Source organism: Pseudogemmobacter humi (assembly GCF_900609055.1).
Taxonomy (GTDB): Bacteria; Pseudomonadota; Alphaproteobacteria; order Rhodobacterales; family Rhodobacteraceae; genus Pseudogemmobacter; species Pseudogemmobacter humi.
This window is the reverse complement of sequence record NZ_UXAW01000041.1, coordinates 1-21,286: the sequence shown is the minus strand read 5'-3', so window position 1 is coordinate 21,286 and position 21,286 is coordinate 1. Positions and strand designations below refer to the sequence as shown.

The 21,286-nt window shown below is 67.2% G+C and carries 17 protein-coding genes and 1 pseudogene; 12 read left to right on the top strand and 6 right to left on the bottom strand.

Annotated elements, in window-relative coordinates:
- Nucleotides 1-31 precede the first annotated feature (31 nt).
- The 10 genes from XINFAN_RS03920 to XINFAN_RS03875 all read left to right on the top strand — a co-directional run bounded on the left by XINFAN_RS03920 (nucleotide 32) and on the right by XINFAN_RS03875 (nucleotide 12,638).
- Entirely contained in the window at nucleotides 32-1,948 is a 1,917-nt protein-coding gene (locus tag XINFAN_RS03920) for an ABC transporter permease (RefSeq protein ID WP_124085188.1), read from the top strand.
- Nucleotides 1,932-2,690, top strand: coding sequence for an ABC transporter ATP-binding protein (locus tag XINFAN_RS03915; protein ID WP_124085187.1), 759 nt, complete (start codon nucleotides 1,932-1,934; stop codon nucleotides 2,688-2,690). The genes XINFAN_RS03920 and XINFAN_RS03915 overlap by 17 nt, the downstream gene beginning before the upstream one ends.
- A complete protein-coding gene (locus XINFAN_RS03910) occupies nucleotides 2,690-3,397 on the top strand; it encodes an ABC transporter ATP-binding protein (protein WP_124085186.1) in 708 nt (235 codons plus the stop codon). Before XINFAN_RS03915 ends, XINFAN_RS03910 begins: the two co-directional genes overlap by 1 nt.
- Before the next feature lie 88 nt (nucleotides 3,398-3,485).
- Nucleotides 3,486-4,469, top strand: coding sequence for a 3-hydroxyacyl-CoA dehydrogenase NAD-binding domain-containing protein (locus XINFAN_RS03905; RefSeq protein ID WP_124085185.1), 984 nt, complete (start codon nucleotides 3,486-3,488; stop codon nucleotides 4,467-4,469).
- 28 nt (nucleotides 4,470-4,497) lie between these two features.
- Nucleotides 4,498-5,400, top strand: a complete 903-nt coding sequence (locus XINFAN_RS03900; RefSeq protein WP_124085184.1) for a beta-keto acid cleavage family enzyme — start codon at nucleotides 4,498-4,500, stop codon at nucleotides 5,398-5,400.
- Nucleotides 5,397-5,813 (top strand): acyl-CoA thioesterase, encoded by a 417-nt coding sequence (locus tag XINFAN_RS03895; RefSeq protein ID WP_124085183.1) that lies wholly within the window; start codon nucleotides 5,397-5,399, stop codon nucleotides 5,811-5,813. Before XINFAN_RS03900 ends, XINFAN_RS03895 begins: the two co-directional genes overlap by 4 nt.
- A gap of 64 nt (nucleotides 5,814-5,877) precedes the next feature.
- Nucleotides 5,878-7,029 (top strand): MFS transporter, encoded by a 1,152-nt coding sequence (locus XINFAN_RS03890; protein ID WP_124085182.1) that lies wholly within the window; start codon nucleotides 5,878-5,880, stop codon nucleotides 7,027-7,029.
- A 408-nt stretch (nucleotides 7,030-7,437) separates the two neighbouring features.
- Nucleotides 7,438-8,820: a sigma-54-dependent transcriptional regulator gene (locus XINFAN_RS03885; RefSeq protein WP_124085181.1), complete on the top strand. Its 1,383-nt coding sequence runs from the start codon at nucleotides 7,438-7,440 to the stop codon at nucleotides 8,818-8,820.
- On the top strand, nucleotides 8,813-10,765 hold the full coding sequence (locus tag XINFAN_RS03880; protein WP_124085180.1) for a sensor histidine kinase: 1,953 nt from the start codon (nucleotides 8,813-8,815) through the stop codon (nucleotides 10,763-10,765). Before XINFAN_RS03885 ends, XINFAN_RS03880 begins: the two co-directional genes overlap by 8 nt.
- A 220-nt stretch (nucleotides 10,766-10,985) precedes the next feature.
- Nucleotides 10,986-12,638: an OFA family MFS transporter gene (locus XINFAN_RS03875; RefSeq protein WP_124085179.1), complete on the top strand. Its 1,653-nt coding sequence runs from the start codon at nucleotides 10,986-10,988 to the stop codon at nucleotides 12,636-12,638.
- Between the two features lie 376 nt (nucleotides 12,639-13,014).
- Here XINFAN_RS03875 and XINFAN_RS03870 read toward each other — a convergent pair whose 3' ends face one another.
- From XINFAN_RS03870 to XINFAN_RS03860, 3 genes are read right to left on the bottom strand one after another with little or no spacing between them, the layout of a single operon-like run.
- Nucleotides 13,015-13,941 carry a LysR family transcriptional regulator gene (locus XINFAN_RS03870; RefSeq protein WP_124085178.1) on the bottom strand — a complete coding sequence of 309 codons (927 nt, stop codon included), beginning with the start codon at nucleotides 13,939-13,941 and terminating at the stop codon, nucleotides 13,015-13,017.
- A 46-nt stretch (nucleotides 13,942-13,987) separates the two neighbouring features.
- Nucleotides 13,988-15,478 (bottom strand): aminobutyraldehyde dehydrogenase, encoded by a 1,491-nt coding sequence (locus XINFAN_RS03865; protein WP_124085177.1) that lies wholly within the window; start codon nucleotides 15,476-15,478, stop codon nucleotides 13,988-13,990.
- Entirely contained in the window at nucleotides 15,475-16,443 is a 969-nt protein-coding gene (locus tag XINFAN_RS03860; protein ID WP_233352116.1) for an ornithine cyclodeaminase family protein, read from the bottom strand. Before XINFAN_RS03860 ends, XINFAN_RS03865 begins: the two co-directional genes overlap by 4 nt.
- 222 nt (nucleotides 16,444-16,665) lie before the next feature.
- Here XINFAN_RS03860 and XINFAN_RS03855 point away from each other — a divergent pair, with 222 nt between their 5' ends.
- Nucleotides 16,666-18,123: an aldehyde dehydrogenase family protein gene (locus tag XINFAN_RS03855; RefSeq protein ID WP_124085175.1), complete on the top strand. Its 1,458-nt coding sequence runs from the start codon at nucleotides 16,666-16,668 to the stop codon at nucleotides 18,121-18,123.
- Between the two features lie 55 nt (nucleotides 18,124-18,178).
- On the opposite strand, the gene XINFAN_RS03850 is transcribed toward XINFAN_RS03855, so the two are convergent.
- Both XINFAN_RS03850 and XINFAN_RS03845 read right to left on the bottom strand, forming a co-directional pair.
- Nucleotides 18,179-18,523, bottom strand: a complete 345-nt coding sequence (locus XINFAN_RS03850) for a RidA family protein (protein WP_124085174.1) — start codon at nucleotides 18,521-18,523, stop codon at nucleotides 18,179-18,181.
- A gap of 19 nt (nucleotides 18,524-18,542) precedes the next feature.
- Nucleotides 18,543-19,577, bottom strand: a complete 1,035-nt coding sequence (locus XINFAN_RS03845) for a proline racemase family protein (RefSeq protein WP_124085173.1) — start codon at nucleotides 19,575-19,577, stop codon at nucleotides 18,543-18,545.
- Nucleotides 19,578-19,831: 254 nt separating this feature from the next.
- Here XINFAN_RS03845 and XINFAN_RS03840 point away from each other — a divergent pair, with 254 nt between their 5' ends.
- Nucleotides 19,832-20,479: a 4-carboxy-4-hydroxy-2-oxoadipate aldolase/oxaloacetate decarboxylase gene (locus tag XINFAN_RS03840; RefSeq protein ID WP_124085172.1), complete on the top strand. Its 648-nt coding sequence runs from the start codon at nucleotides 19,832-19,834 to the stop codon at nucleotides 20,477-20,479.
- Between the two features lie 697 nt (nucleotides 20,480-21,176).
- Here the strand turns inward: XINFAN_RS03840 and XINFAN_RS03835 are convergent.
- Nucleotides 21,177-21,286, bottom strand: a pseudogene (locus tag XINFAN_RS03835) (electron transfer flavoprotein subunit alpha/FixB family protein); the annotation flags it as partial.

The following is a 21,286-nucleotide window of genomic DNA, read 5'->3' as shown; positions in this document are numbered from 1 at the left end:
AGGACTCGTCCGACCCCCGCGCGAGGTGAACATGCCCGACATCAACGTCATGCAGATACTGATCAATTTCCTGTCGCTGAGCGCGTTCTACGGGCTGTTCGCCGTCGGGCTCGCGCTGGTGTTCGGCGTGATGAAGGTGGTGAACTTCGCCCATGGCGAGTTCTTCATGATGGGCGGCTATGCGCTGTGGCTGCTGCTTGCCCTCATGCCCGGGGTGCCGCTCTGGCTGGTGTTCGCCGGCGCATTGGTGATCGGGCCGCTGGTCGTCGCGGTGATGGGGATCGTGGTCGAAAAGGCGATCTTCGAGCCGACCTCGCGCGATGCTTTCGGCGGTTTCATCGCCTCGCTGGGCCTGTCTTACGTGCTTCAGGCGCTGGTGGTCATGGCTTTCGGCGTGGTGTCGAAAAGCCTGCCGGTGATGATCCCGGGCCAGATCCAGATCCTCGGGGGCACGCTGACCTGGCAGCGCCTGGTGGTGATCCTCTGCGGCGTCGTGATGATGGCGGCGCTTTGGTATTTCCTGGCGCGCACCCGCGCCGGGCGGGCGGTGCGGGCGGCCTCGCAGGATCGCAACGCGGCGCTTTTGCAGGGCATAAACCTGCGCCGGGTGCGGATGATGACCATGGCGATCGGCGTGGCGATGGCGGGGCTTTCCGGCGTGCTGATGGCCAGCGTGATCAACGTCAGCCCCTATATGGGCCTTGAGGCGATCTGGAAGGCCTTCATCGTCGTCATCGTCGGCGGTCTGGGCAGCATCCCGGGCGCCATCGTCGCGGCCATGCTGTTCGGCCTGATCGACAGCATCGTGACCACCATCGGCTACGGCCAGTATGTGATCATCATCGACACGGTGATCATGCTGGGCGTTCTGACCTTCTTCCCGCGCGGCCTGCTGGGACGCGAGGCCCCGCCGCTGGATCAGGGCCAGGTCCAGCGCGACCAGTTCATGGACGGCCGCGTCTGCGTCGGGCTGCGGCTGGCGCTGGTGACCGGCTTCGTTGCGGCGCTGGTGGCGCTGCCGCTGATGGCCTCGCAATATTATACCGGCATCGGCATCCTGTTCCTGATCAACCTGATCCTCGTGATCAGCTACCGCACCATCACCACCATGGGCGGCTGGTCCTTCGCCCATATCACCATGCTGGCGATCGGCGGCTATACCACGGCGCTGTTGCAGACCCGGCTCGGGCTGTCGTTCTGGGCGATCCTGCCGCTTTCGGGGATCGTGGCCATGGGCGTGGCGCTGCTGATCGCCTTTCCCGTCATGGGGACGCGGCAGTTCTACTTCTTCCTCAGCACTTTCGCCGCCGGAGAGGCGATCCGGCAATGCTTCATCCAGTTCCGCGGCACCTTCGGCGGCATCGAGGGGATCCCCTTCCTCTCGCCGCCCGAGGATCTGTTCGGGCTGAGCTTCTACGATCCGGTCAATTACTATTTCCTCGCCCTTGCGGTCTGCATCGTCAGCGGCGCGCTGCTCTGGGTCTTCGACCGCAGCCGGACCGGGCGCACGATCAAAGCGATGTCGGAGAACGAGAACCTTTCGGCGGCGGTGGGCATCAACGGGCTTGCGCTGAAGATGCTGGCCTTCTGCGTGGGGTCTTTCTTCGCGGGCTGCGCCGGGTCTTTGTTCGCCGCTTACAACGGTTTCGTGGCGCCGACCGATTTCACCGCGCAGTTCATGTTCAAGATCATCGCCGCGGTGATCATCGGCGGCACCCGCACCTTCTGGGGGCCGGTGATCGGGCTGGTCGTCCTGACCGTGATCGAGGAAGCCCTGACCGGCGCCAATCAGCTGGTTCCGCTGTTCTGGGGGCTGATCATCATCTTCACGGTCCTGTTCATCCCCTCGGGGCTGGAGGGGCTTGGGCGCCGGATCCTGCGGCGCCTCACCGCTGGCAAACCGGCGCCGGCAACTTATCAGGGGGGCAACGATGCTTCGCGTGCATGAACTGACGCGGCGGTTCGGCCGGCTCACGGCGCTGGATGCGGTCTCGTTCGAGGTCGCCGAGGCGACGATCCACGGGCTGATCGGGCCCAACGGCTCGGGCAAGACCACTTTCTTCAACCTGGCGACCGGGTTTCTGGCCCCGAACGGCGGCAGGGTGTTCTGGGAGGGCGGTGACATCACCGGCCTGCCGCCCCATGCCATCTCGCGCCTCGGGATCGCGCGGACGTTTCAGAACACCAGCAATTTCGCCAATCTGACCCTGCGCGAGAATCTGGTGATGGCCGCCCGCAACCGGGTGCGCACCGGGGCGCTGGCGCGGATGCTGCATCTGCGCCCGGCCCGCGACGAAGAGGCCGAACACGGCCGCATCGCGGAAGCGATCCTGGAGCGGTTCGGGATGGCCGGCCTTGCCGATACCGTCGCCGCCGATCTGCCGGGCGGCACGCAGAAGATCCTCGGCGTCGCCATCGCATTGGCCACCGCGCCCCGGCTTCTGATGCTGGACGAGCCGCTCGCGGGGCTGAACCCGGCCGAGAAGGTGCAGCTGATGGAGATCCTGCGCGGCATCCGCGAAGAGGGGCTGACGCTTCTGCTGATCGAACATGACATGAAGGCGATCATGCAGGCCTGCGACCGCATCACCGTCCTGAGCTATGGCACGCTGCTGGCCGAGGGCACCCCCGCCGAGATCAGCCGCGATCCGGCGACGATCAAAGCCTATCTCGGGACGGAGGCCGCCTGATGCTGAGCATATCCGGTCTGACCGTGGATTACGGCGGCGTCATCGCGCTGGAGGATGTGTCGCTGACCGCCCGCAGCGGGGTGATCACCACCATCGTCGGCGCGAACGGCGCGGGGAAATCCAGCCTGCTCAAGGCAATCTCGGGCCTCGTGCGCCCCCGTCAGGGAGAGATCCTGTTCGACGGCACCCCGATCACCGGCATGGCGCCCGAGGCCATCGTGCGCATGGGCCTGTGCCATGTGCCCGAGGGGCGGGGGCTGTTTCCCTATATGTCGGTGCTCGACAACCTGCTGACCGGCGCCAGCCTGCGCCGCGACGCCGCCGGAATCCGCGACGATCTTGACAAGGTGTTCCACTATTTCCCGGCGCTGAAGGATCACCGCCACCGGATCGCGCGCAATTTCAGCGGCGGCCAGCAGCAGATGATCGCCATCGGCCGCGGGATCATGTCGCGCCCGAAGTTCTGTCTGTTCGACGAGCCCTCGATCGGCCTTGCGCCCCTGATCGTGCGCGACGTGATCGACACCATCGCCACCATCGCGCGCGAGGACAAATGCGGCGTGCTGCTGGTCGAGCAGAACGCCAATCTCGCGCTCGACGTGGCCGAGGACGCCTGGGTCATCGAACTGGGGCGGATCACCCTTTCCGGCAATGCGAAGGCGCTGAAGGCGAACGAAGGGGTGCGGCGGGCCTATCTGGGACTTTAGGGCGCGCCGGGCAAGGGCGCATGACCACTTCAACAGAGATCCGGCTTTATAAGCCTTCAGGTCTGATCAGATATCACAGGAATGAACTATGGCGCGGGATGAACTGAGAAAAGATATCGCTCTGCCCAATATCGCGATCATCGGAACCGGGCTGATCGGGTGCAGCTGGGCCGCGCTGATGGCCGGGGCCGGGCGCAGGGTGGCGATCTACGACACCCGCCCCGAGGCCGGCGCTGCCTTTCTGGAGTTCTGGAACGGGGTGAAGCCCGCCCTGGTGGAACTGGGGCTGGCGCAGCCGGAACAGGAGCCCGATTTCCGCATCGCCTCCTCGCTGGACGAGGCGCTGCGCGAGGCGGATTTCGTCTTTGAATGCATCCCCGAGCGGCTGGATCTGAAACGTGCGCTTTATAGCGAGATGGAGCCGCTCCTGAAGCCGCAGGCCATCGTCGCGACCAGTTCCTCGGGGCTGAAACTGTCGGATCTGCAAACCGGCTGGCAGAATCCGGCGCGCATCATCATCGGCCATCCGTTCAACCCGCCGCATCTGGTGCCGCTGGTCGAGCTTTACGCCAACGACCGGACCGATCCCGATGTGCTGCCCGCCGCCCGGGGGCTTTATGAAAGCTGCGGCAAGGTGGCGATCACCCTGAAACGCGAGGTGATGGGCCATGTCGCCAACCGCCTTCAGGCCGCGATCTGGCGCGAGGCGATCCATCTGGTCGAGGCCGATGTCGCCTCGGTCGAGGATGTGAATGCCGCGGTCTGGGCCGGGCCGGGGCTGCGCTGGGCGATCATGGGGCCGCATATGCTGTTGCATCTGGGCGGCGGGGCCGGGGGGCTTGGCGCCTATTGCGAGCAGTTCACCCAGAGCTACACCGAATGGTGGGAGGATCTGGGCAAGCCGCAGCTGACGCCCGAGACCATCGCCACTCTGGTCGCGGGCCTGTCCGAAGAGATCGCCGGCCGCGACTATGCCACCCTGCGCCAGCAGCGCGACCGCCAGCTGGTGGCGGTGCTGAAAGCCCTGGCCGAGACGCGGCAGAGCCCGGCCACGGCCCCGGTGGCGGGCTGATATTTCAGGATACAGACAGGAGAAATCCATGAAACGCAAAGTCGTGCTGACCTGCGCCGTGACCGGCGACGGCCCGATCCATCCGCGCTATCCCGATTACCCGGTGACGCCCGAACAGATCGCGAAATCCAGCCTGGAGGCCGCCGCCGCCGGCGCTTCGGTCGTGCATATCCACGGCCGCAACCCCGCGACGGGCGAGGGCGACCGCTCGCCGCAGGTCTTCCGCGAGATCGTCGAGCGCATCCGGGCGGAAAACCCGGATGTGGTGATCAACCTGACCACCGGCATGGGCGCGACCTTCGTGCCCGACCCGGCGGACGAGGCGGTGGCGCATCCCACGACCGACGTGGCCACGGCCGAAGACCGCGTGCGTCATGTCGCCGAGATGCGGCCCGAGATCTGCACGCTCGACACCACGACGATGAACCTCGAAGGCGGCATCGCGGGCGCGCCCGACTGCGTTTTCATGAACACGCCGGGCAAGCTGCGCGACATGGCGGAACTGATCCGCAAGGCGGGCGCGAAACCCGAGATCGAGGCGTTCAACCCCGGCGACATCCTGCTGGCACGGCGCCTGATCGAGAACGGCCATATCGACGCGCCGGCCCTGTTCCAGATCTGCCTCGGCGTGAAATGGTCGGCCCCGGCGGATGCGCAGAGCCTGCTCTACATGAAGGGCCTGCTGCCCGAGGGCGCGATCTGGAGCGCCTTCGGCATCTCGCGCTGGCAGATGGAGATCGTGGCGCTCTCCACCATCCTCGGCGGTCATTGCCGGGTGGGGCTGGAGGACAACATCTATCTGGAGCGCGGGGTCTTCGCCACCAACGCCCAACTGGTGGAACGCGCGGCACGGATCATCCGCGACCTCGGCTGCGAGGTGGCCACCCCGGACGAGGCGCGCGAAATCCTCGGCCTCGGGGCGCGGGCATGAGCGGCGAACGGGAGATCACCTCCTTCGTCGCCCATACCTGGCTCTGCGATCATTTCGGCCATCTGAACGTCCGCCATTATGCCGCGGCCTTCGACGATGCGACTTTCGTGTTCTGGAGCGGCCTCGGCTTCCGGCCCGGGCCGGACAGCCCGATGCCGGTCACGCTGGAGGTGAAGACGAGCTTCCGCCAGGAGACCCAAGTGGGCTCGGTGGTTCGTATCGCCGCGCAGGTGAGCAAGGTCGGCACCAAATCCGTGGGGCTGACCTTAACCATGCGCGATGCGGGCGGCGATGTGCTGGCCCTCTGCGAGGTGGTCGAGGTCTTCATGGATCCGCAAAGCCGCCGGAGCTGTCCGATCCCGGTCGCCCTGCGCGAAGCCCTGTCCGAAGCGGCAGGCCCGATGCCGGGCTGAGCGGGCAGGCCCGTATCGGATCGCAGGACCATCGGGGCCCCGGGGCTTTGAGGAGGGTTTCTTCATGACGCTGCGCCTGGTTTTCCTGGCCTGTCTGAGCAATGCGGCGATGGGTGTTCTGTATGTCTGGAGCCTGTTTCTGCTGCCGCTGGAGGCGGCGCTCGGCACATCGCGTTCCGGCCTCAGCCTGATCCCGGCCTGCGCGCTGGTGGCCTTCACCCTCGGCATGGTGCTGCATGACCGGCTGCTGCGGATGCTGGGCTTCAGAGCCTTTTCGCTGCTCGCCTTCGGCCTGGCCGGTGGCGGGCATCTGGTCTTTGCGGCCGGCGGCAGTCTGGTCACGCTTTTCATCGGCTACGGGCTGCTGTTCGGGCTGGGGGCGGGCCTCGGCTACGGGCTGGCGCTCGCGCTGGTCACCCGGCTGCCCGATGCGGTCCGCAGCCTCGGCCTCGGGCTGGCGATGGCGGCTTTCGCCGTCAGCGGGGTCGCCCTGTCGGGCCTCTTCGCCGGGCCGATCCGCGATGGCGATCCCGCTTACGTGTTTCTGATCATCGGCATCGCCATCGTGCTGACCGGCCTTGTGGTGACGGCGCTGCTGCCGGTCTCGCGGCCGGTGGCGGTGGCAGAGGAGGTGCGGGCGCTGCCGCTCCTCCGGGATGTCACCGATCCGAAATTCCTGCGGCTTGCGCTGATCTTCTTCTTCATCTGCTACACCGGGCTGATGGTGGTGGCGCATCTGACCGGCATCGTTCTGGCGCAGGGCGGCACCGCAAGGCTGGCCGGGCTGGCCCCCGGGGTGTTTACCTTCGGCTATATCCTCGGCTCGCTGGCGGGCGGGCGGCTGGTCGAGCTGTCTTCGGGCCGGACCATGCTGATCCTGTCGAATTTGCTTGCGGGGGCGGGCCTCGTGACGCTCCTGTTGCCGGCCCCGCCGCTGGCGCTGGCCGGGGCGCTGGCGGTGGGGATGGTGTTCGGGGGCTCGGCCTCGCTGATGCCGGTGCTGATCGGCGGGGAATTCGGCACCGAGAGGACAGGCGGGATCTACGGACGGCTGATGCTCGCTTTCGGCGCCGCGGGGCTGGTGGCGCCCCCGCTTTCCGGCCGGCTGTTCGCGGCGGCCGGTTCCTACATCCCGGCCCTCGGCATCGGCGTGGCGATGTGCGCGGCAGGGATGGCCCTGGGGATGACGATGAAGCCGGAAAAGAGCGGCGGGTAGGGCCGATCAGCCGGGGCGGTCGGCCTCTTTCTTGCCCGACATCTGACCGCGTAGCATGAGGATCGCTTTCGCGTTTCCTGATCCTGGGCCGGGTTTCATATGCCATCCGATCGCCCCTTCATGAGGACCCGCGGCGGCGTTTTCCAATCTGGTGCGGAGGGTGACTTCGGATGCGTATCGGATTCCATCTGGCTTGCCCGTCCCCGCGATGTTCAGCGAAGGCTCTGGCAAGAGCGGGGGTTTCATGGTCACGAAGGGAGCATGGGTATCGGCAATCAGCGCCCGGGTCTTCGCATGGCAAAGGGCGGGACCGGGTGGCGGTCGCGACAGAGGGCTTGCCGCGCCAGTGCGGGGATGCAAGATTCGGGGCCGGAAGGCTGGCCGGTCCGGCTGCCCGGGGGAACAGAGATGACACGCCAGACGCAGGCCGCCGAACGCAGCGCGGATTTCAGCGAAGCGCTGGCGCAGGCCGCGGTCCTGGTGATCGACGACGAGCCGGGGATGCGCCACTTTCTGCAACGCACGCTGGCCAGCCGCTGCAAGACGGTGGAGATCGCCGCCGACACCGATCAGGCGGCGGAGTTGCTGGCGGCGGGGCATTTCGATGTGGTGATCCTCGACAATGTGATGAACGGCCGGCGCGGGGTGGACTGGCTGGCGGCGCAGCGGGCTTCGGGCTTCTTTCCGCCGGCGATCCTGATCACCGCCTATGCCGATCTGGAAACCGTGATCCAGGCGCTTCAGGCCGGGGCCTCGGATTTCCTGCTGAAGCCGTTCCGCTCGAACCAGATCCTGAACGCGCTGGCGCGCTGCCTCGACCGCATCCGGCTGGAGCGGGAGAACCATGTCCTGCGCCATGAGTTGCGCGCGAACTCCGACCATATCTTCCTGCGCGACCGGCTGATCGGAGAATCTGCCGCGATCCGGGCGGTGCGCGACATGATCGGGCGGGTGGCGCCCTTGCCCTCTTCGGTGCTGCTGACCGGCCAGTCGGGCACCGGCAAGGAAATCGCCGCGCGGATGATCCACGCGCTTTCGCCGCGGGCGGAAAAGCCCTTCGTGCCGGTGAACTGCGCGGCGATACCGGCCGATATGATGGAGACCGAGCTTTTCGGCCATATGAAGGGCGCCTTCACCGGCGCGCATCAGAGCCGCGAGGGGCTGTTCCAGCATTCCCGCGGCGGCACGCTGTTTCTCGACGAGATCGGCGAGCTGCCGCTGGCGGTGCAGGCCAAGCTGCTGCGGGTGCTGGAGGACCGGCGCATCCGTCCGCTCGGCTCGGAACGCGAGGTGCCGGTGGATGTGCGTCTGGTGTTCGCCACCAATGCCGATCTGGAGAAGGCGGTGGCCGAAGGGCGGTTCCGCGCGGATCTTCTCTATCGGATCAATGTGTTGTCGATCCATATGCCGCCCCTGTCGGCGCGGGGTGACGATGTGCAGGATCTGGCGACGCTGTTCATGACGAAACTGTCGCAGCAGCTCGGGATGCCGCCGGTGCCGGTCACGCCCGAGGTGCGCGCGGGCTTTGCCGCCTATTCCTGGCCGGGCAATGTGCGCGAATTGCGCAACATCATCGAGCGGGCGCTGATCCTCGGCCGGTTCGCGACCGAGGGCGCCCCGTCCGCCGCCGCCGCGCCGTCCGCCGCCGCGCCCGAAACGCTGGCCGATGTCGAGCGCCGCGCCATCCTCGCCGCGCTGGCCGCCTGCGACGGCGACCGCGAGGCGGCGGCGGCCCGGCTGGGCATCTCGCGCAAGACCATCGACCGGCGGCTTGCCGACTGGAATGGCTGATCCGGCCCCGCCCCCTCCGCGCCCGCGTTCGGTGCGCCACCGGCTGCTGGCCATCGCGCTTTTGCCGACGCTGGTGATCCTGCCCCTTCTGCTGGGCGGCACGATGCTGCGCTGGCAGGCCAAGTTCGACGACCTGCTGATCACCAAGGTCAACAGCGACCTGACCGTGGCGCGGCAATATCTGGCCCGCCTGCTGGAGACCGCGGGCGAGCGGGTGGATGCGCTCAGCCGCTCGGTCGCCTATGCCGCGGCGGCGGAACCGGCTGCGCTGCTCGACGAACAGCGCCGGCAGATGGGGCTCGATTTCCTCTATCTCGCCGATCCGGCGGGGCGCCCGCTGGCGGCCAGCCCGCCCGGGGCCGAGGCCGCGCCGCCCGGGCCGCTGATCGCCGGCGCGCTGGAAGGCCGGGCCGGAACCGGGATCGAGATCTTCGCCAATGACGACCTGGCCGCGCTGGATCCCGCGCTTGCCGCCCGCGCGCGGCTGCCGTTGGTGCCGACGCCGAACGCCGTGCCGACCGGGCGGCTGGAAGAGGACCGCGGCCTCGTCGTCCTGACCGCCGTGCCCGCGCCTTTGCCCGACGGGCGGCGGGGCGCCCTGGTCGGCGGGCTGCTTCTGAACCAGAACCTCGTCTTCATCGACACGATCAACGATCTGGTCTACCGCGCCGGCAGCCTGCCCGAGGGCAGCCAGGGCACCGCGACGCTGTTTCTCGACGATGTGCGGATCTCGACCAATGTCCGGCTGTTCGAGGGCAGCCGCGCGCTTGGCACCCGGGTCTCGGCCAGCGTGCGCGAAAGGGTGCTCGGGCGGGGCGAGACCTGGCTCGACAGCGCCTTCGTGGTCAACGACTGGTATGTCTCGGCCTATGAGCCGATCCTCGACAGCGCCGGGGCGCGGGTGGGGATGCTTTATGTCGGCTTTCTCGAAGCGCCCTTCACCGACGCGCGGCGCACGACGCTCTGGCTGGTGGGGCTTGGCTTTCTGGCCGTCACCGCGATCTCGATCCCGGTCTTCCTGCGTTGGGCGGGCGGCGTGTTCCGCCCGCTGGAGCAGATGTCCGACACCATCGCCCGGGTCGAGGGCGGCGATCTCGGCGCGCGCAGCGGGGTGGGCGAGCGCAGCGATGAGGTGGGGCGGGTGGCCGGGCATCTCGACCATCTGCTCGACCTGCTCCAGGAACGCGACGCCGAGCTGCGCCGCTGGAACGACGAGCTGAGCGCCCGGGTCGAGGACACCACGCGCAAGCTGATCGTCTCGGAAAAGCTGGCCACCATCGGCGAGATCACCGCCGCCGCGGCGCATGAGATCAACAATCCGGTGGCGGTCCTCCAGGGCAATCTGGATCTGCTGCGCGAGATCATCGGGCCTCATGCCGCCGGGGCCGCGACCGAGTTCCGGCTGATGGACGAACAGATCCAGCGCATCAGCCAGATCGTCAACCGGCTGCTGCAATTCGCCCGGCCCGAGGAATATGCCGGCTGGGCGGCGCGCACCGATCCGCGCGATGCGGTGGCCGACTGCCTGCCGCTGGTGCGCCATCTGTTGTCGCGCAGCGGCGTCACGCTGCGGCAGGACGGCCAGGTCGGGCGGCAGGTGCTGATGAACCGCACCGAATTGCAGCAGGTGCTGGTCAATCTGATCGTCAACGCGATCCATGCCATGCCCGCCGGCGGCGAGATCGTCGTGACCCTGAGCGACGCCGACGAGGGCGGCACCCCGGGCGTGCGGATCGCGGTCGCGGATCAGGGCGTGGGCATGGACGCGGCCACCCTGTCGCGCATCTTCGAGCCGTTCTTCACCACCCGCGCGGGCAGCGGCGGCACCGGCCTCGGGCTGTCGATCTGCCGCACCCTGGTCGAGCGCCAGGGCGGCCGCATCGATGCCGCAGGCAGCCCGGGCCGGGGCACGACCTTCACGCTCTGGCTGCCGGCCGCGCTCTGACGGACATTCTGTCCGGCCGCTACGGACATTCTGTCCTCAGATTGCGCGGAAAATTCCGTCAAGTCATTGATAATCCTTATCGTCCAGCCTGGCACGATTCATGCTTGTTTCCCTTGTGAGGGAGTTTCTCCGGTGACGACGGAGGCGGCCGCATTGCGGCCGGAAAGCCACCGCGAGAGCCCCTTCGTCAAGCGCCCCGCAGAGGGCAAGGGAGGGAGAAATGACCGTAATATCCGAAGGCTATCCAGGCCGCGGCCCGGGGATACTTGACCGCGAAAGGATCATCGCGAAGCCGGGCTTCAACCGCTGGCTGGTGCCGCCCGCCGCCCTGGCGATCCATCTGTGCATCGGCATGGCCTACGGCTTTTCCGTCTTCTGGCTGCCGCTGTCCGCCGCGCTGCCGGGCGAGGCGAGCGAGGCCTGCAAGACCATGAGCCTGTTCACCGCGCTGTTCACCACCGACTGCAACTGGCGCATGGCCGATCTGGGCTGGATCTACACGCTGTTCTTCGTGCTTCTGGGCTGTTCGGCGGCGATCTGGGGCGGCTGGCTGGAACGGGTCGGCCCGCGCAAGGCCGGTTTCGTCTCGGCCTGCTGCTGGTGCGGCGGCATCGCCATCGCCTCGCTGGGCGTCATCACCCATCAGCTCTGGCTGATGTGGCTGGGCGCCGGGGTGATCGGCGGCATCGGTCTGGGTCTCGGTTATATCTCGCCGGTCTCGACGCTGATCAAATGGTTCCCCGACCGGCGCGGCATGGCGACCGGCATGGCGATCATGGGCTTCGGCGGCGGCGCCATGGTCGGCTCGCCGCTGGCGCAGAAGCTGATGGAATATTTCCGCACCGATGCCTCGCCCGGCGTCTGGCAGGCTTTCCTCGCCATGGCGGCGATCTATCTGGTCTTCATGATGGGCGGCGCCTTCGGCTATCGCATCCCGCCCGCCGGCTGGCGCCCCGAGGGCTGGACGCCCCCGGCCGCGAAGAGGAAAGCGATGATCACCGAGCATCACATCCATCTGCGCGATGCCCATAAGACGAAGCAGTTCTGGCTGATCTGGATCGTGTTGTGCATGAACGTCTCGGCCGGGATCGGCATTCTCGGCGCCGCCTCGCCTTTGTTGCAGGAGATCTTCGCCGGCCGGCTGATCGGTCTGCCGGAGCTGAGCTTCTCGCAGCTGAGCGCCGAACAGCAGCTTCAGATCGCCGGGATCGCGGCGGGGTTCACCTCGCTCTTGTCGCTGTTCAACATCGTGGGGCGGTTCTTCTGGGCCTCGATCTCGGACCGGCTGGGGCGCAAGAACACCTATTACGTGTTCTTCCTGCTGGGCATCCTGCTTTACGCCTCGGCGCCGACCTTCGCCCATATGGGCAACCAGCTGCTGTTCGTCGCGGTCTTCTGCATCATCCTGTCGATGTATGGCGGCGGGTTCTCGACGGTGCCCGCCTATCTGGCCGACATCTTCGGCACCCAGTTCGTCGGCGCGATCCATGGCCGGCTGCTGACCGCCTGGGCCACGGCGGGCATCCTGGGCCCGGTGGTGGTGAACTACATCCGCCAGTATCAGGTGAACCGCGGGCTGGAAGGGGCCGATGCCTACAGCGCGACGATCTATGTGCTGTGCGGCATGCTGTTCATCGGCCTGATCGCCAATGCGCTGATCCGGCCGCTGGACGACAAATGGTTCATGAAGCCCGAGGAGGTCGCGGCGCTTCAGGCCCGCTCGGCGGGGGCCGAGGCCCGGATCGAGCACGGCTCGTTCGGCATCGACCGCGGACGCTTCGACCTGCCGGCGCTGCTGGCCTGGGTCGCCGTGGGGGTTCCGGCGCTCTGGGGCGCCTGGTTCACCCTGGTGAAAACCGCGGCGCTGTTCTGACACCGCCCGCCCGCCGGGCTTTCCGGCGGGCGGTTAAAGCCTGTGCGCGGCCGGCCCCGGATCCGCGGATCGAAAAACGGTGCGCGTATCATTGGCGTCTGCCGGGGACTCTGGTTCCGTGCTCCGGTGAGGAAAACCGCAGGCCCGCAGGACGGTCATGGCAGGCAATGGCCGGGCCGACATCACCCCCGGGGGCTGCACCTGCCGCCCGGGGGAGATTCCGGCAGCCGGAGGCAGGTCAGAGCGTGCGGCCGCTTTCGCGCAGCAGGGTCTTCTGCATCTTGCCCACCCGCGCCTTGCGTGAGGGGATCATGGCGCGGCAGGAGGCCGTGCGCCTCGGGTCCGGCTTGTTGGCCCAGAGGGGAAACCCTCCGCTTCAGGTGACGATCCTGCCGGGCCAGCGTCCTTCCCTGACCAGCTTGCGGGAGATCGACGCGATGCTGCGTCCGGCGAAATCCGCCAGTTGCGAGACCGGCCGGTCCGAGGGGAAGCAGAGCTCCAGCTTGCGCTTGATGACGGGGCTGGCCAGCGGCGCGACCGAGACCCGGCCCGCGGCAAGATCGTCCTGAACCGCCGCCAGCGGCAGGATCGTCCAGCACCGCCCCTCGCGGACGAGATCGCGGACGATCGAAAGGGAATCGGCCTCCACCACGACGTTCAGGGTCGAGCGGCAGGCCTTTGCGGCGTTCTCGACGAGGATGCGCAGGCTGTGGTCACGTCCGGGGAGCGCGAGCGGCGCGTCCCTGAGATCCCGCACATTCAGCGGCATGTCGGGTTGCAGCCCGGCTTCGGGCGGGGCAACGGCGTAGAGATCCTCCTCGACAAGCGGCTCGGCCCTGAGCGAGCGTATGCCCAGCGGATCGTAGAGCACCAGCACGTCGATCTTGCCCTGCAAGGCCCAGTCCATCAGGTAAAGCGAATAGCTGTTGACGATCCGCACCGTCGCATAGGGACAGGCCTCGCGGATCGTGTCGAAGAGCGGGACGGCGAGGATATCCGACACGGTCGGCGTCAGCCCGATCGCGATATGGCCGCGCAGGCTTTCGCTCTCGTCGGCGACCGAGATCCGCATCTCGTCGATCTCGGCGACGATGCGCTGCGCGTGCCTGAGCGCGATCTGGCCCTGTTCGGTCAGGACCATGCCGCGCCCATGCCGCTCGAACAGGCGGGTGCCGAGCTCCTCCTCAAGCATCCTCACATGCCGGCTCAGTGCCGGCTGTGCGATGCAGAGACGGTCCGCCGCCTTGGACAGGCTCCCCGTCTCGGCCACCTGGATCAGCGTGCGAATCTGGGTGATATCCATCGAGACGGAATATCAGCATCGCCGCTGCCTGGAAAGCGCGGCCCGGCTAGGCCTTGCCGTTGGCGATCATCACATGTTTGGTGCGCGAGAAATCCTCAAGCGAGAGGATCGACAATTCCCGGCCATGGCCGGAGGCATTGAAGCCGCCCCAGGGCATCTCGGTGGGCAGGACGAGATGGGCATTCACCCAGACCGTGCCGAAATCCAGCGCGTCGGTCAGGCGCAGGGCGCGGCCGATATCGCGGGTCCAGACCGAGGAGGCGAGGCCGTAAGGCACGTCATTGGCCTGGCGGATCGCATCGGCTTCGTCGTCGAAGGTCTCGACCGAGATCACCGGGCCGAAGACCTCGTGCCGGGTGATCCAGCTTCCGCGCGCGACATCGGTGAGGATGGTCGGCGGGAAGAAGAAGCCATCGCGGCTGATCGGCGTGCCGCCAAGCGCGACGGTCGCGCCCTCGTCGCGCGCGCGCGCCACGGCGGCGGCGACCGAGGCCAGATGGCGGGCGCTGATCAGCGGGCCCATCTCGATATCGTCGCCTTCCTCCAATGTGCCGACCCTGATCGTTGAAACCGCCTCGATCAGCCGCGCGGTCAGCGCCTCGCGCACCGATGCGGCGCAGATCACCCGCGTGGCCGAGCCGCATTCCTGACCCGAGTTCCAGAAGCCCGCTGCCCGCACCGTCGCCGCCACGGCGTCGAGATCGGCATCCTCGAACACCACGACCGGCCCCTTGCCGCCCAGTTCCAGATGGGTGGGCTTCAGCGTCCGGGCCGAGGCTTCGACGACGCGCCGGCCGCTGGCGACACTGCCGGTCAGCGATACCATGTCGATCCCCGGATGTTCCGAGATCGCCGAGCCGACCTCTTCTCCGGTGCCCAGGACGATGTTCAGCACGCCGGGGGGCAGGATGTCGGCCACGATCTCCATGAACAGCAGCGCGGTCAGCGGCGTCATCTCCGAGGGCTTGAGCACGATCGTGTTGCCCGCCGCCATCGCCCCCGCGACCTTGAAGGCGAAGGTCAGCATCGGATAGTTCCATGGGGTGATGGCGCCGATGACGCCCAGAGGCTCGCGCCGGATCATGGACAGATGGCCGGGCAGGTATTCGTCGGTGGCCGGGGCCTGCATCGCGCGCGACTGGCCGGCGAGACAGCGGAACACGTCGGCGACGACCGGGACCTCGGGCTGCGACACCATTGCAGGCTTGCCGGTATGCAGCGATTCGAGAAAGGCCAGATCGTCGGCCCGCGCCTCGATCGCATCGGCGATGCGCAGCATCACCCGCGCCCGCTCCGAGGGCGGGGTAGCGCGCCAGAGCGGGAAGGCACGGCGCGCGGCCGCCACCGCCCGGTCCACATCGGCGGCGCTGCCGCGCGCGATCGCGGCGATGGGTTTGCCGGTGGCCGGGTTGAGCACGTCGAGCCGCGCGCCGGTCACGGGTTCGCTCTTGCCGTCGATGACATGGCCCAGAGGGGCGGTCTTCAGGCGCTCTTCGGCCTTGCGGCAGAGCGCGAGGGAGGTGTGTTCGGCGGTCATTTGCGGTCCTCTGGATCGGAAAGGGAAACGGGAAGGCCGGCGGCCCGGATCAGGTGATGTGCGGTCATCAGGTCCAGATGCGCGCCGCCGCCATTCTTGAACACGGTGATGTCGCGTGGGCCGGTGCGGCCGGGCATGCCGGCGGTCAGGTCGTAGAGATCGCCCAGCACGTCGCTCTCGCGGATCGCACCCGAGGCCAGCGGGATCTTCAGTTCGCCGATATCGTGCAGCACCGTCTCGCGGCAGTCGACGAAGAGGCGGGCCTTTTGCAGCAGCGTGTCGTCGGCCTCGCGCATTTCGGCGGTGAAGGCTCCGATCAGATCGACATGGGTGCCGGGACGAAGCCAGTCGCCGCGCAGCACCGGCTCCACCGTCGCGGTGGCCGAGGCGATGATATCGGCCTGCGCCACCGCGGCCGCGAGATCGGGGGCAGGGCGGGCCGGGATATGCTGACCGGCAAGGCGCGCGGCCAGTTCCGCGGCCGCGGCCGGGCTGCGGTTCCAGATGGCGATATCCGCAAGCGCCGGAAAGATGTCGCGATAGGCATGAGCGAGGCTTTCGGCCACCACCCCCGCCCCGAGGATCAGGAGGCGCCGGCTGTCGGGGCGGGCGAGGATGCGCGCGCCCAGCACGGAATCGCCCGCCGTCTTCCAATAGGTGACCAGCGGCCCATCGACAAAGGCGAGCGGCCTGCCGGTCAGGTCGTCGAAGACGGTCATCGCGCCCTGCACACTGGGTTTCCCGAGCGCGCGGTTGGCGGCGATGCGGGACATGGACTTGACGCCGAAGCCGAGGCCGTCGATCCAGGCGGCGCGGCTGAGCAAAGTGTCCGGGCCACGGGTCAGGAACTGGTCGCCCAGCCGGGCGCGGGGCAGGCGGTGACCGGCTTCGATGGCGTCGGCGATGGCGGTCCAGGAGACCTTGCCCGCTAAATCCTCTGGTCCGATCTGCGCCGTCTTTGTCACCACGTTCCCCTCTGAATGCCCGGTGATCCGGGTTTCAGGGTGAACATTTCGCACAAGATCGACCCCCTGAAATATACTATTGTTGTATAACTGAAAGACGCGATTGCTGTTGGTCGCCGCCGCGCGGGCGCCGGTAGACTGGCCGGCGAAGACCCGGTTCCGGCGCATGAATTGCGGCGCCGTTGCGGACTGGTGCGGCATCTTTCTGGAAGGGGTGAACCCATGAACCTGCATGACCATTGGATCGACGGCGTTTCGGTCGCGCCCGCGGATGGGGCGCGGCTGGAACGGGTGTCGCCCGCCGACGGACGGGTGATCGCGGCGGCGGCGCTTGGAACGGCCGGGGATCTGGATGCGGCGGTCGTGGCGGCGCGGCGGGCCTTCGACACCGGGCCGTGGACGACCCTGCCGGGCAGCCAGCGGGGCGAGGTCCTGTTGCGGCTCGCGGCGCTCATCGAGGAAAATCTGGAGGCGCTGGCCTTCCTTGAGGCCGAGGAAGCGGGCAAGCCGCTCGCCGTCGGCCGGAGCGAGTTGCAGTTCGGCATCGAACTGATCCGCTACGCCGCCTCGCTTGCCTCCGGCCTGTCCGGGCGGCTGCTGAGCGAGAGCGGGCCGGAGGCGATGGGTCTGGTCCTGCAACAGCCGCTGGGCGTGATCGGGGTGATCTGTCCCTGGAACTATCCGGCGGTCTGTCTGCTTCAGAAACTGCCTTTCGCGCTCGCGGCGGGCTGCGCGGTCGTGGCCAAACCCTCGGAGCTGACGGCCGGGACCACGGTGCAGATCGCGCGGCTGGCCCGAGAGGCGGGATTGCCGGACGGCCAGTTCAACGTGGTGATCGGCACCGGCGAGGTCGTGGGCGAGGCGATGACCGCGCATCCCGGGATCGACAAGATCTCCTTCACCGGATCGGGCCGCATCGGGCGGCGGATCGCGGCGAAATGCGGCGAGAGCCTCAAGCGCTATTCGCTGGAACTGGGCGGCAAGGGCGCGAACATCATCTTCGCCGATGCCGATCTCGACGCCGCCGTCGAGGGCGCGTTTCAGGGCTTCACCATCAACAAGGGCGAGGAATGCTGCGCCGGCAGCCGGATCCTGGTCGAGGAGAGCATCGCCGGGGACTTTACCGCGCGCCTGCTGGCCCGCTGCGCCGCCGCGCGGCTTGGCGGTGTGCGCGACGAAGAGGCCGAGATCGGGCCGCTGATCCATGAGCAGCACCTTCAGAAAGTGCTGTCCTTCATCGAAGGGGCCAGGGCCGACGGCGCACGCCTGCTGTGCGGCGGCGAACGCCTGACCGGGGGCGACTATGCCAAGGGAACCTATCTGCCGCCCACCATCTTCACCGATGTCCGCCCCGACATGACGCTGTTTCGCGAAGAGGTTTTCGGACCCGTGGCGGCGCTGATGACCTTCCGCACCCTGGACGAGGCGGTGCAGATCGCCAACGACACGACCTACGGCCTTGCCAACGGGATCTGGACAGGCAGCCTCGACAAGGCGATGGCGATGACCCGGCGGCTGCAAAGCGGGATGCTCTACGTGAACACCTATCTCGAACTGGTGCCGCAACTGCCCTTCGGTGGCATGAAGAGCAGCGGCATGGGCCACGAGAACGGGCCGGAAGGGCTGCAGGAGTTCCTGACGACGCGCTCTGCCTTCATCCGGCTCAGGACGGCATTCTGAGGGGGCGGCAACCGGGGCTCTCGCAGCGAAAGCCCCGGTTGCCGCGACCGAACGGCTAAAGCGCCGCGACGACGATGATCTCGACCCTGACCTCGGGCAGCGCCAGCGGGATTTCCCCGGTGGCGCGGGTCGGTGCATGGCCCTCGGCCACCCATTTGTCCCAGACGCTGTTCATGCCCTCGAAGTCGGCGATATCGGCGAGCCAGACCTGCGCGGTCAGGAGCCGGGTCTTGTCGGTGCCGGCCAGGGCCAGCAGGCGGTCGATCTCGGCCAGTGTCGCGGCGGTCTGCTCGGTGATCGTCTCGCCGGCTCCGACCTGCCCGGCCAGATAGACGAGGCCGCCGTGCACGACGCACTGGCTCATCCTCCTGCCGGTTTCGTATCGGGTGATCTGTGTCATTCGGTCAACTCCATTGCGGTCAGAAACGGCTCATCCAGGTATCGGTCAGCGTGAAGCCGTCCTGGAACGGATCGGTGGGGTCCATCCCCATCTGGCTGAGGCCGGTGATCCAGGCCTGCCCGGCGACCGAGGGGATCACCGCGTCATAGGGGCCGACGCGCGCCAGCCCTTCGATGCCGCAATGAAACTCGGTTCCGATGATGGATTGATGCACGAAGACCTCGCCCTGCCGGATCTGCCCCCTGGCATGCATGACCGCCAGCCGCGCCGAAGAGCCGGTTCCGCAGGGCGAGCGGTCGCAGCGCCCCGGCGAGACCACGACGGCGTTCCTGGACCGGATCTCGCCCCCCTCGCGGCGCAGGGGGCCGGTGAAGGACAATTGGGTGATGCCGGGGATCTCCGGGTTCTCGGGATGGCTGACGGCAAGCTGTTCGGCAGCGGCGGCCTTGATCCTCTGGCCGACGGCGCACATGTCGCGCGCCTCGTCGGGGGTGATGGCGAAGCCGGCATCCGCCGCCTCGACGAACACATAGGTCATGCCGCCATAGGCGACATCGACCCTGAACGACCCCAGGCCATCGACTTCGATCATGCTGTCCATGTGATAGACGAAGGCAGGCTGGTTGACGAAAGTGACCCGCGTGACCTTGCCGTCCTTGCAGTCGCAGCGCACCCGGATCAGCCCGGCGGGAGCTTCGAGGACCAGATCGGTGACCGGCTCTTTCATCGGCAGGATGCCGGTCTCAAGAAGCACGGTCGCGACGCAGATCGTGTTTGATCCCGACATTGCCGGATATTCGCAAATCTCCAGAATGACGAAACCCATATCCGCCTCGGGATTGTTCGAGGGCAGGATCATATTGGAATTATGCCAGACAGCGCCGCGCGGCTCGAAAAGAACCATCTTGCGGATATGGTCCATATTGTTCTGCAATTCATTGCGCTTGTCGAACATCGTTTCGCCGCGGACCTGTCCGAAACCTCCGACGATGACTTTGCCGATCTCGCCCTCGGCATGGCAATCGACAATCTGCAAGACCCTGTTCCAACGCATTCCGGCACCCTTTTCTGTGGTTTTCCCACTGCGGCACCCGTCAGGCGCCCGGCTTTCCGACCGGACCGGCGATGCCTTCCGCTGCGATCATAGCCTTGTGCCGGAAGATGAGGAGTTACGCTTTTCAAAAGCAGAATTAGAGAAATTCTATTCCTGAGACGGATATTGTTTCTTGACGTTTCCTCAGTCGGATTGCGTGATGGCGGTGCTGTAATTCCAATTCTGGAATTGCAGGATTGAAAGAGATCCGCGCAATGTCGTTTCGTCCGAATGCCGAGCAGATCGAAAAGCTGAAAAGGATCGGCGCCGCCACTTTGCATGAGGCGCAGGGCCAGACCGGCGCGCTCGATTCCGGGCTGAAGCCGCTCGACGCGGGGCTGCGTCTCGCGGGCACGGCCTTCACCGTCGACTGCCGCGCCCATGACAATCTGGCGATCCATCTTGCCGTCACCATGGCCGGCCCCGGCGACATTCTGGTCGTCGACGCCAAGGGCTTTATCGAGGCCGGTCCCTGGGGCGATATCCTGACGCTGGGGGCGCAGAAGCGCGGCATCGCCGGTCTGGTCATCGACGGCGCGGTGCGCGACAGCGAAGAGATCATCGCTATGCGCTTCCCGGTCTTCGCGCGCGGGCTGTCGATCAAGGGCACGCTCAAGGCCCAGCCGGGCCGGATCGGCGCGCCCGTCATCTGCGGCGGGCAGCAGATCCGCACGGGCGATATCATTGTCGGCGACCGCGACGGCCTTGTCGTGGTGCGGCCAGAGCGGCTGGACGAGGTGCTCACCGCCGCCGCGGCGCGCGAGGAGGCCGAGCGCCGTATGCGAGAGCGGCTGGAGGCGGGCGAGACCACGCTGGAGATCCTCGGGCTGGAGCCGGCGCTGAAGCGGCTGGGGATGATCTAGCGTCCGGCGGGATCTGCATTCACCGCAATCCGATCATGGCACATGCGAGCCGGATGAAGCCCGTGAATGCGGGGCGTGCATTGCCGCCCCACAAAGCGATGCGTCGGACCCGTCTGAGAGAGACCTTCGGGAGGGTGACGCTCCGTGACGAGGTTCCAGGTCGATGCGGGGCGCGGCCTGGGCTGGTCCTGATCAGCCCGCATCCCGGATGGGTCCTGGCAATGAAAGCAGGAAGCTGATCGCATCGTAAGCCGCAACGGCCATGACGGGGCCGACACTTTGCAGACCGGACAGGAGGGGCCCGGCCTTACGTGTCGTTTGATCGTCAGCCGCCGGGCGACTTCCCCCCCCACTTGCGTGGACACAGTGGAGAGCATCCACCGATGCATCAGAAGGTGTTCTGTGAAAACGGGAACAGACCGACGCCGGAGTTTCGGGGGTGCCTGGCGCTGACGAGCGGGAGGACGCCTCGGAAGACCACGGATGATCCGGGCACCGGGCTTGTCGGGGTCGCCCGGCAATCCCGCCGACAGGCAGAAAACGCCATCGCCAGATAGATCGACGGCTTCTGCAACCCCGTCAGACGACATTCATCGCCCGACCTCCAAAGCCCCGTCACCTCTGAGCGGAACGCAAGGGAACTGAGCTGATCCCTCTTCGCAAAAGCCGGGAAAGGCCATCCGCCGGCTTCTCGCCCTCACAGCTTTGCTGTGAGTTCCGGGACGAGTGTGAAGAGGTCGCCGACGAGGCCGTAGTCTGCGACCTGGAAGATCGGGGCCTCTTCGTCCTTGTTGATCGCGACGATGA

What these genes read in the sequence shown, in the direction of transcription:
- XINFAN_RS03845 (WP_124085173.1), bottom strand. Translation starts at nt 19,577, where the DNA reads ATGCGTTGGAACAGGGTCTTGCAGATTGTCGATTGCCATGCCGAGGGC.
- XINFAN_RS03880 (WP_124085180.1), top strand. Translation starts at nt 8,813, where the DNA reads ATGGCTGATCCGGCCCCGCCCCCTCCGCGCCCGCGTTCGGTGCGCCAC.
- XINFAN_RS03900 (WP_124085184.1), top strand. Translation starts at nt 4,498, where the DNA reads ATGAAACGCAAAGTCGTGCTGACCTGCGCCGTGACCGGCGACGGCCCG.
- XINFAN_RS03885 (WP_124085181.1), top strand. Translation starts at nt 7,438, where the DNA reads ATGACACGCCAGACGCAGGCCGCCGAACGCAGCGCGGATTTCAGCGAA.
- XINFAN_RS03850 (WP_124085174.1), bottom strand. Translation starts at nt 18,523, where the DNA reads ATGACACAGATCACCCGATACGAAACCGGCAGGAGGATGAGCCAGTGC.
- XINFAN_RS03870 (WP_124085178.1), bottom strand. Translation starts at nt 13,941, where the DNA reads ATGGATATCACCCAGATTCGCACGCTGATCCAGGTGGCCGAGACGGGG.
- XINFAN_RS03895 (WP_124085183.1), top strand. Translation starts at nt 5,397, where the DNA reads ATGAGCGGCGAACGGGAGATCACCTCCTTCGTCGCCCATACCTGGCTC.
- XINFAN_RS03915 (WP_124085187.1), top strand. Translation starts at nt 1,932, where the DNA reads ATGCTTCGCGTGCATGAACTGACGCGGCGGTTCGGCCGGCTCACGGCG.
- XINFAN_RS03855 (WP_124085175.1), top strand. Translation starts at nt 16,666, where the DNA reads ATGAACCTGCATGACCATTGGATCGACGGCGTTTCGGTCGCGCCCGCG.
- XINFAN_RS03875 (WP_124085179.1), top strand. Translation starts at nt 10,986, where the DNA reads ATGACCGTAATATCCGAAGGCTATCCAGGCCGCGGCCCGGGGATACTT.
- XINFAN_RS03910 (WP_124085186.1), top strand. Translation starts at nt 2,690, where the DNA reads ATGCTGAGCATATCCGGTCTGACCGTGGATTACGGCGGCGTCATCGCG.
- XINFAN_RS03890 (WP_124085182.1), top strand. Translation starts at nt 5,878, where the DNA reads ATGACGCTGCGCCTGGTTTTCCTGGCCTGTCTGAGCAATGCGGCGATG.
- XINFAN_RS03920 (WP_124085188.1), top strand. Translation starts at nt 32, where the DNA reads ATGCCCGACATCAACGTCATGCAGATACTGATCAATTTCCTGTCGCTG.
- XINFAN_RS03865 (WP_124085177.1), bottom strand. Translation starts at nt 15,478, where the DNA reads ATGACCGCCGAACACACCTCCCTCGCGCTCTGCCGCAAGGCCGAAGAG.
- XINFAN_RS03905 (WP_124085185.1), top strand. Translation starts at nt 3,486, where the DNA reads ATGGCGCGGGATGAACTGAGAAAAGATATCGCTCTGCCCAATATCGCG.
- XINFAN_RS03840 (WP_124085172.1), top strand. Translation starts at nt 19,832, where the DNA reads ATGTCGTTTCGTCCGAATGCCGAGCAGATCGAAAAGCTGAAAAGGATC.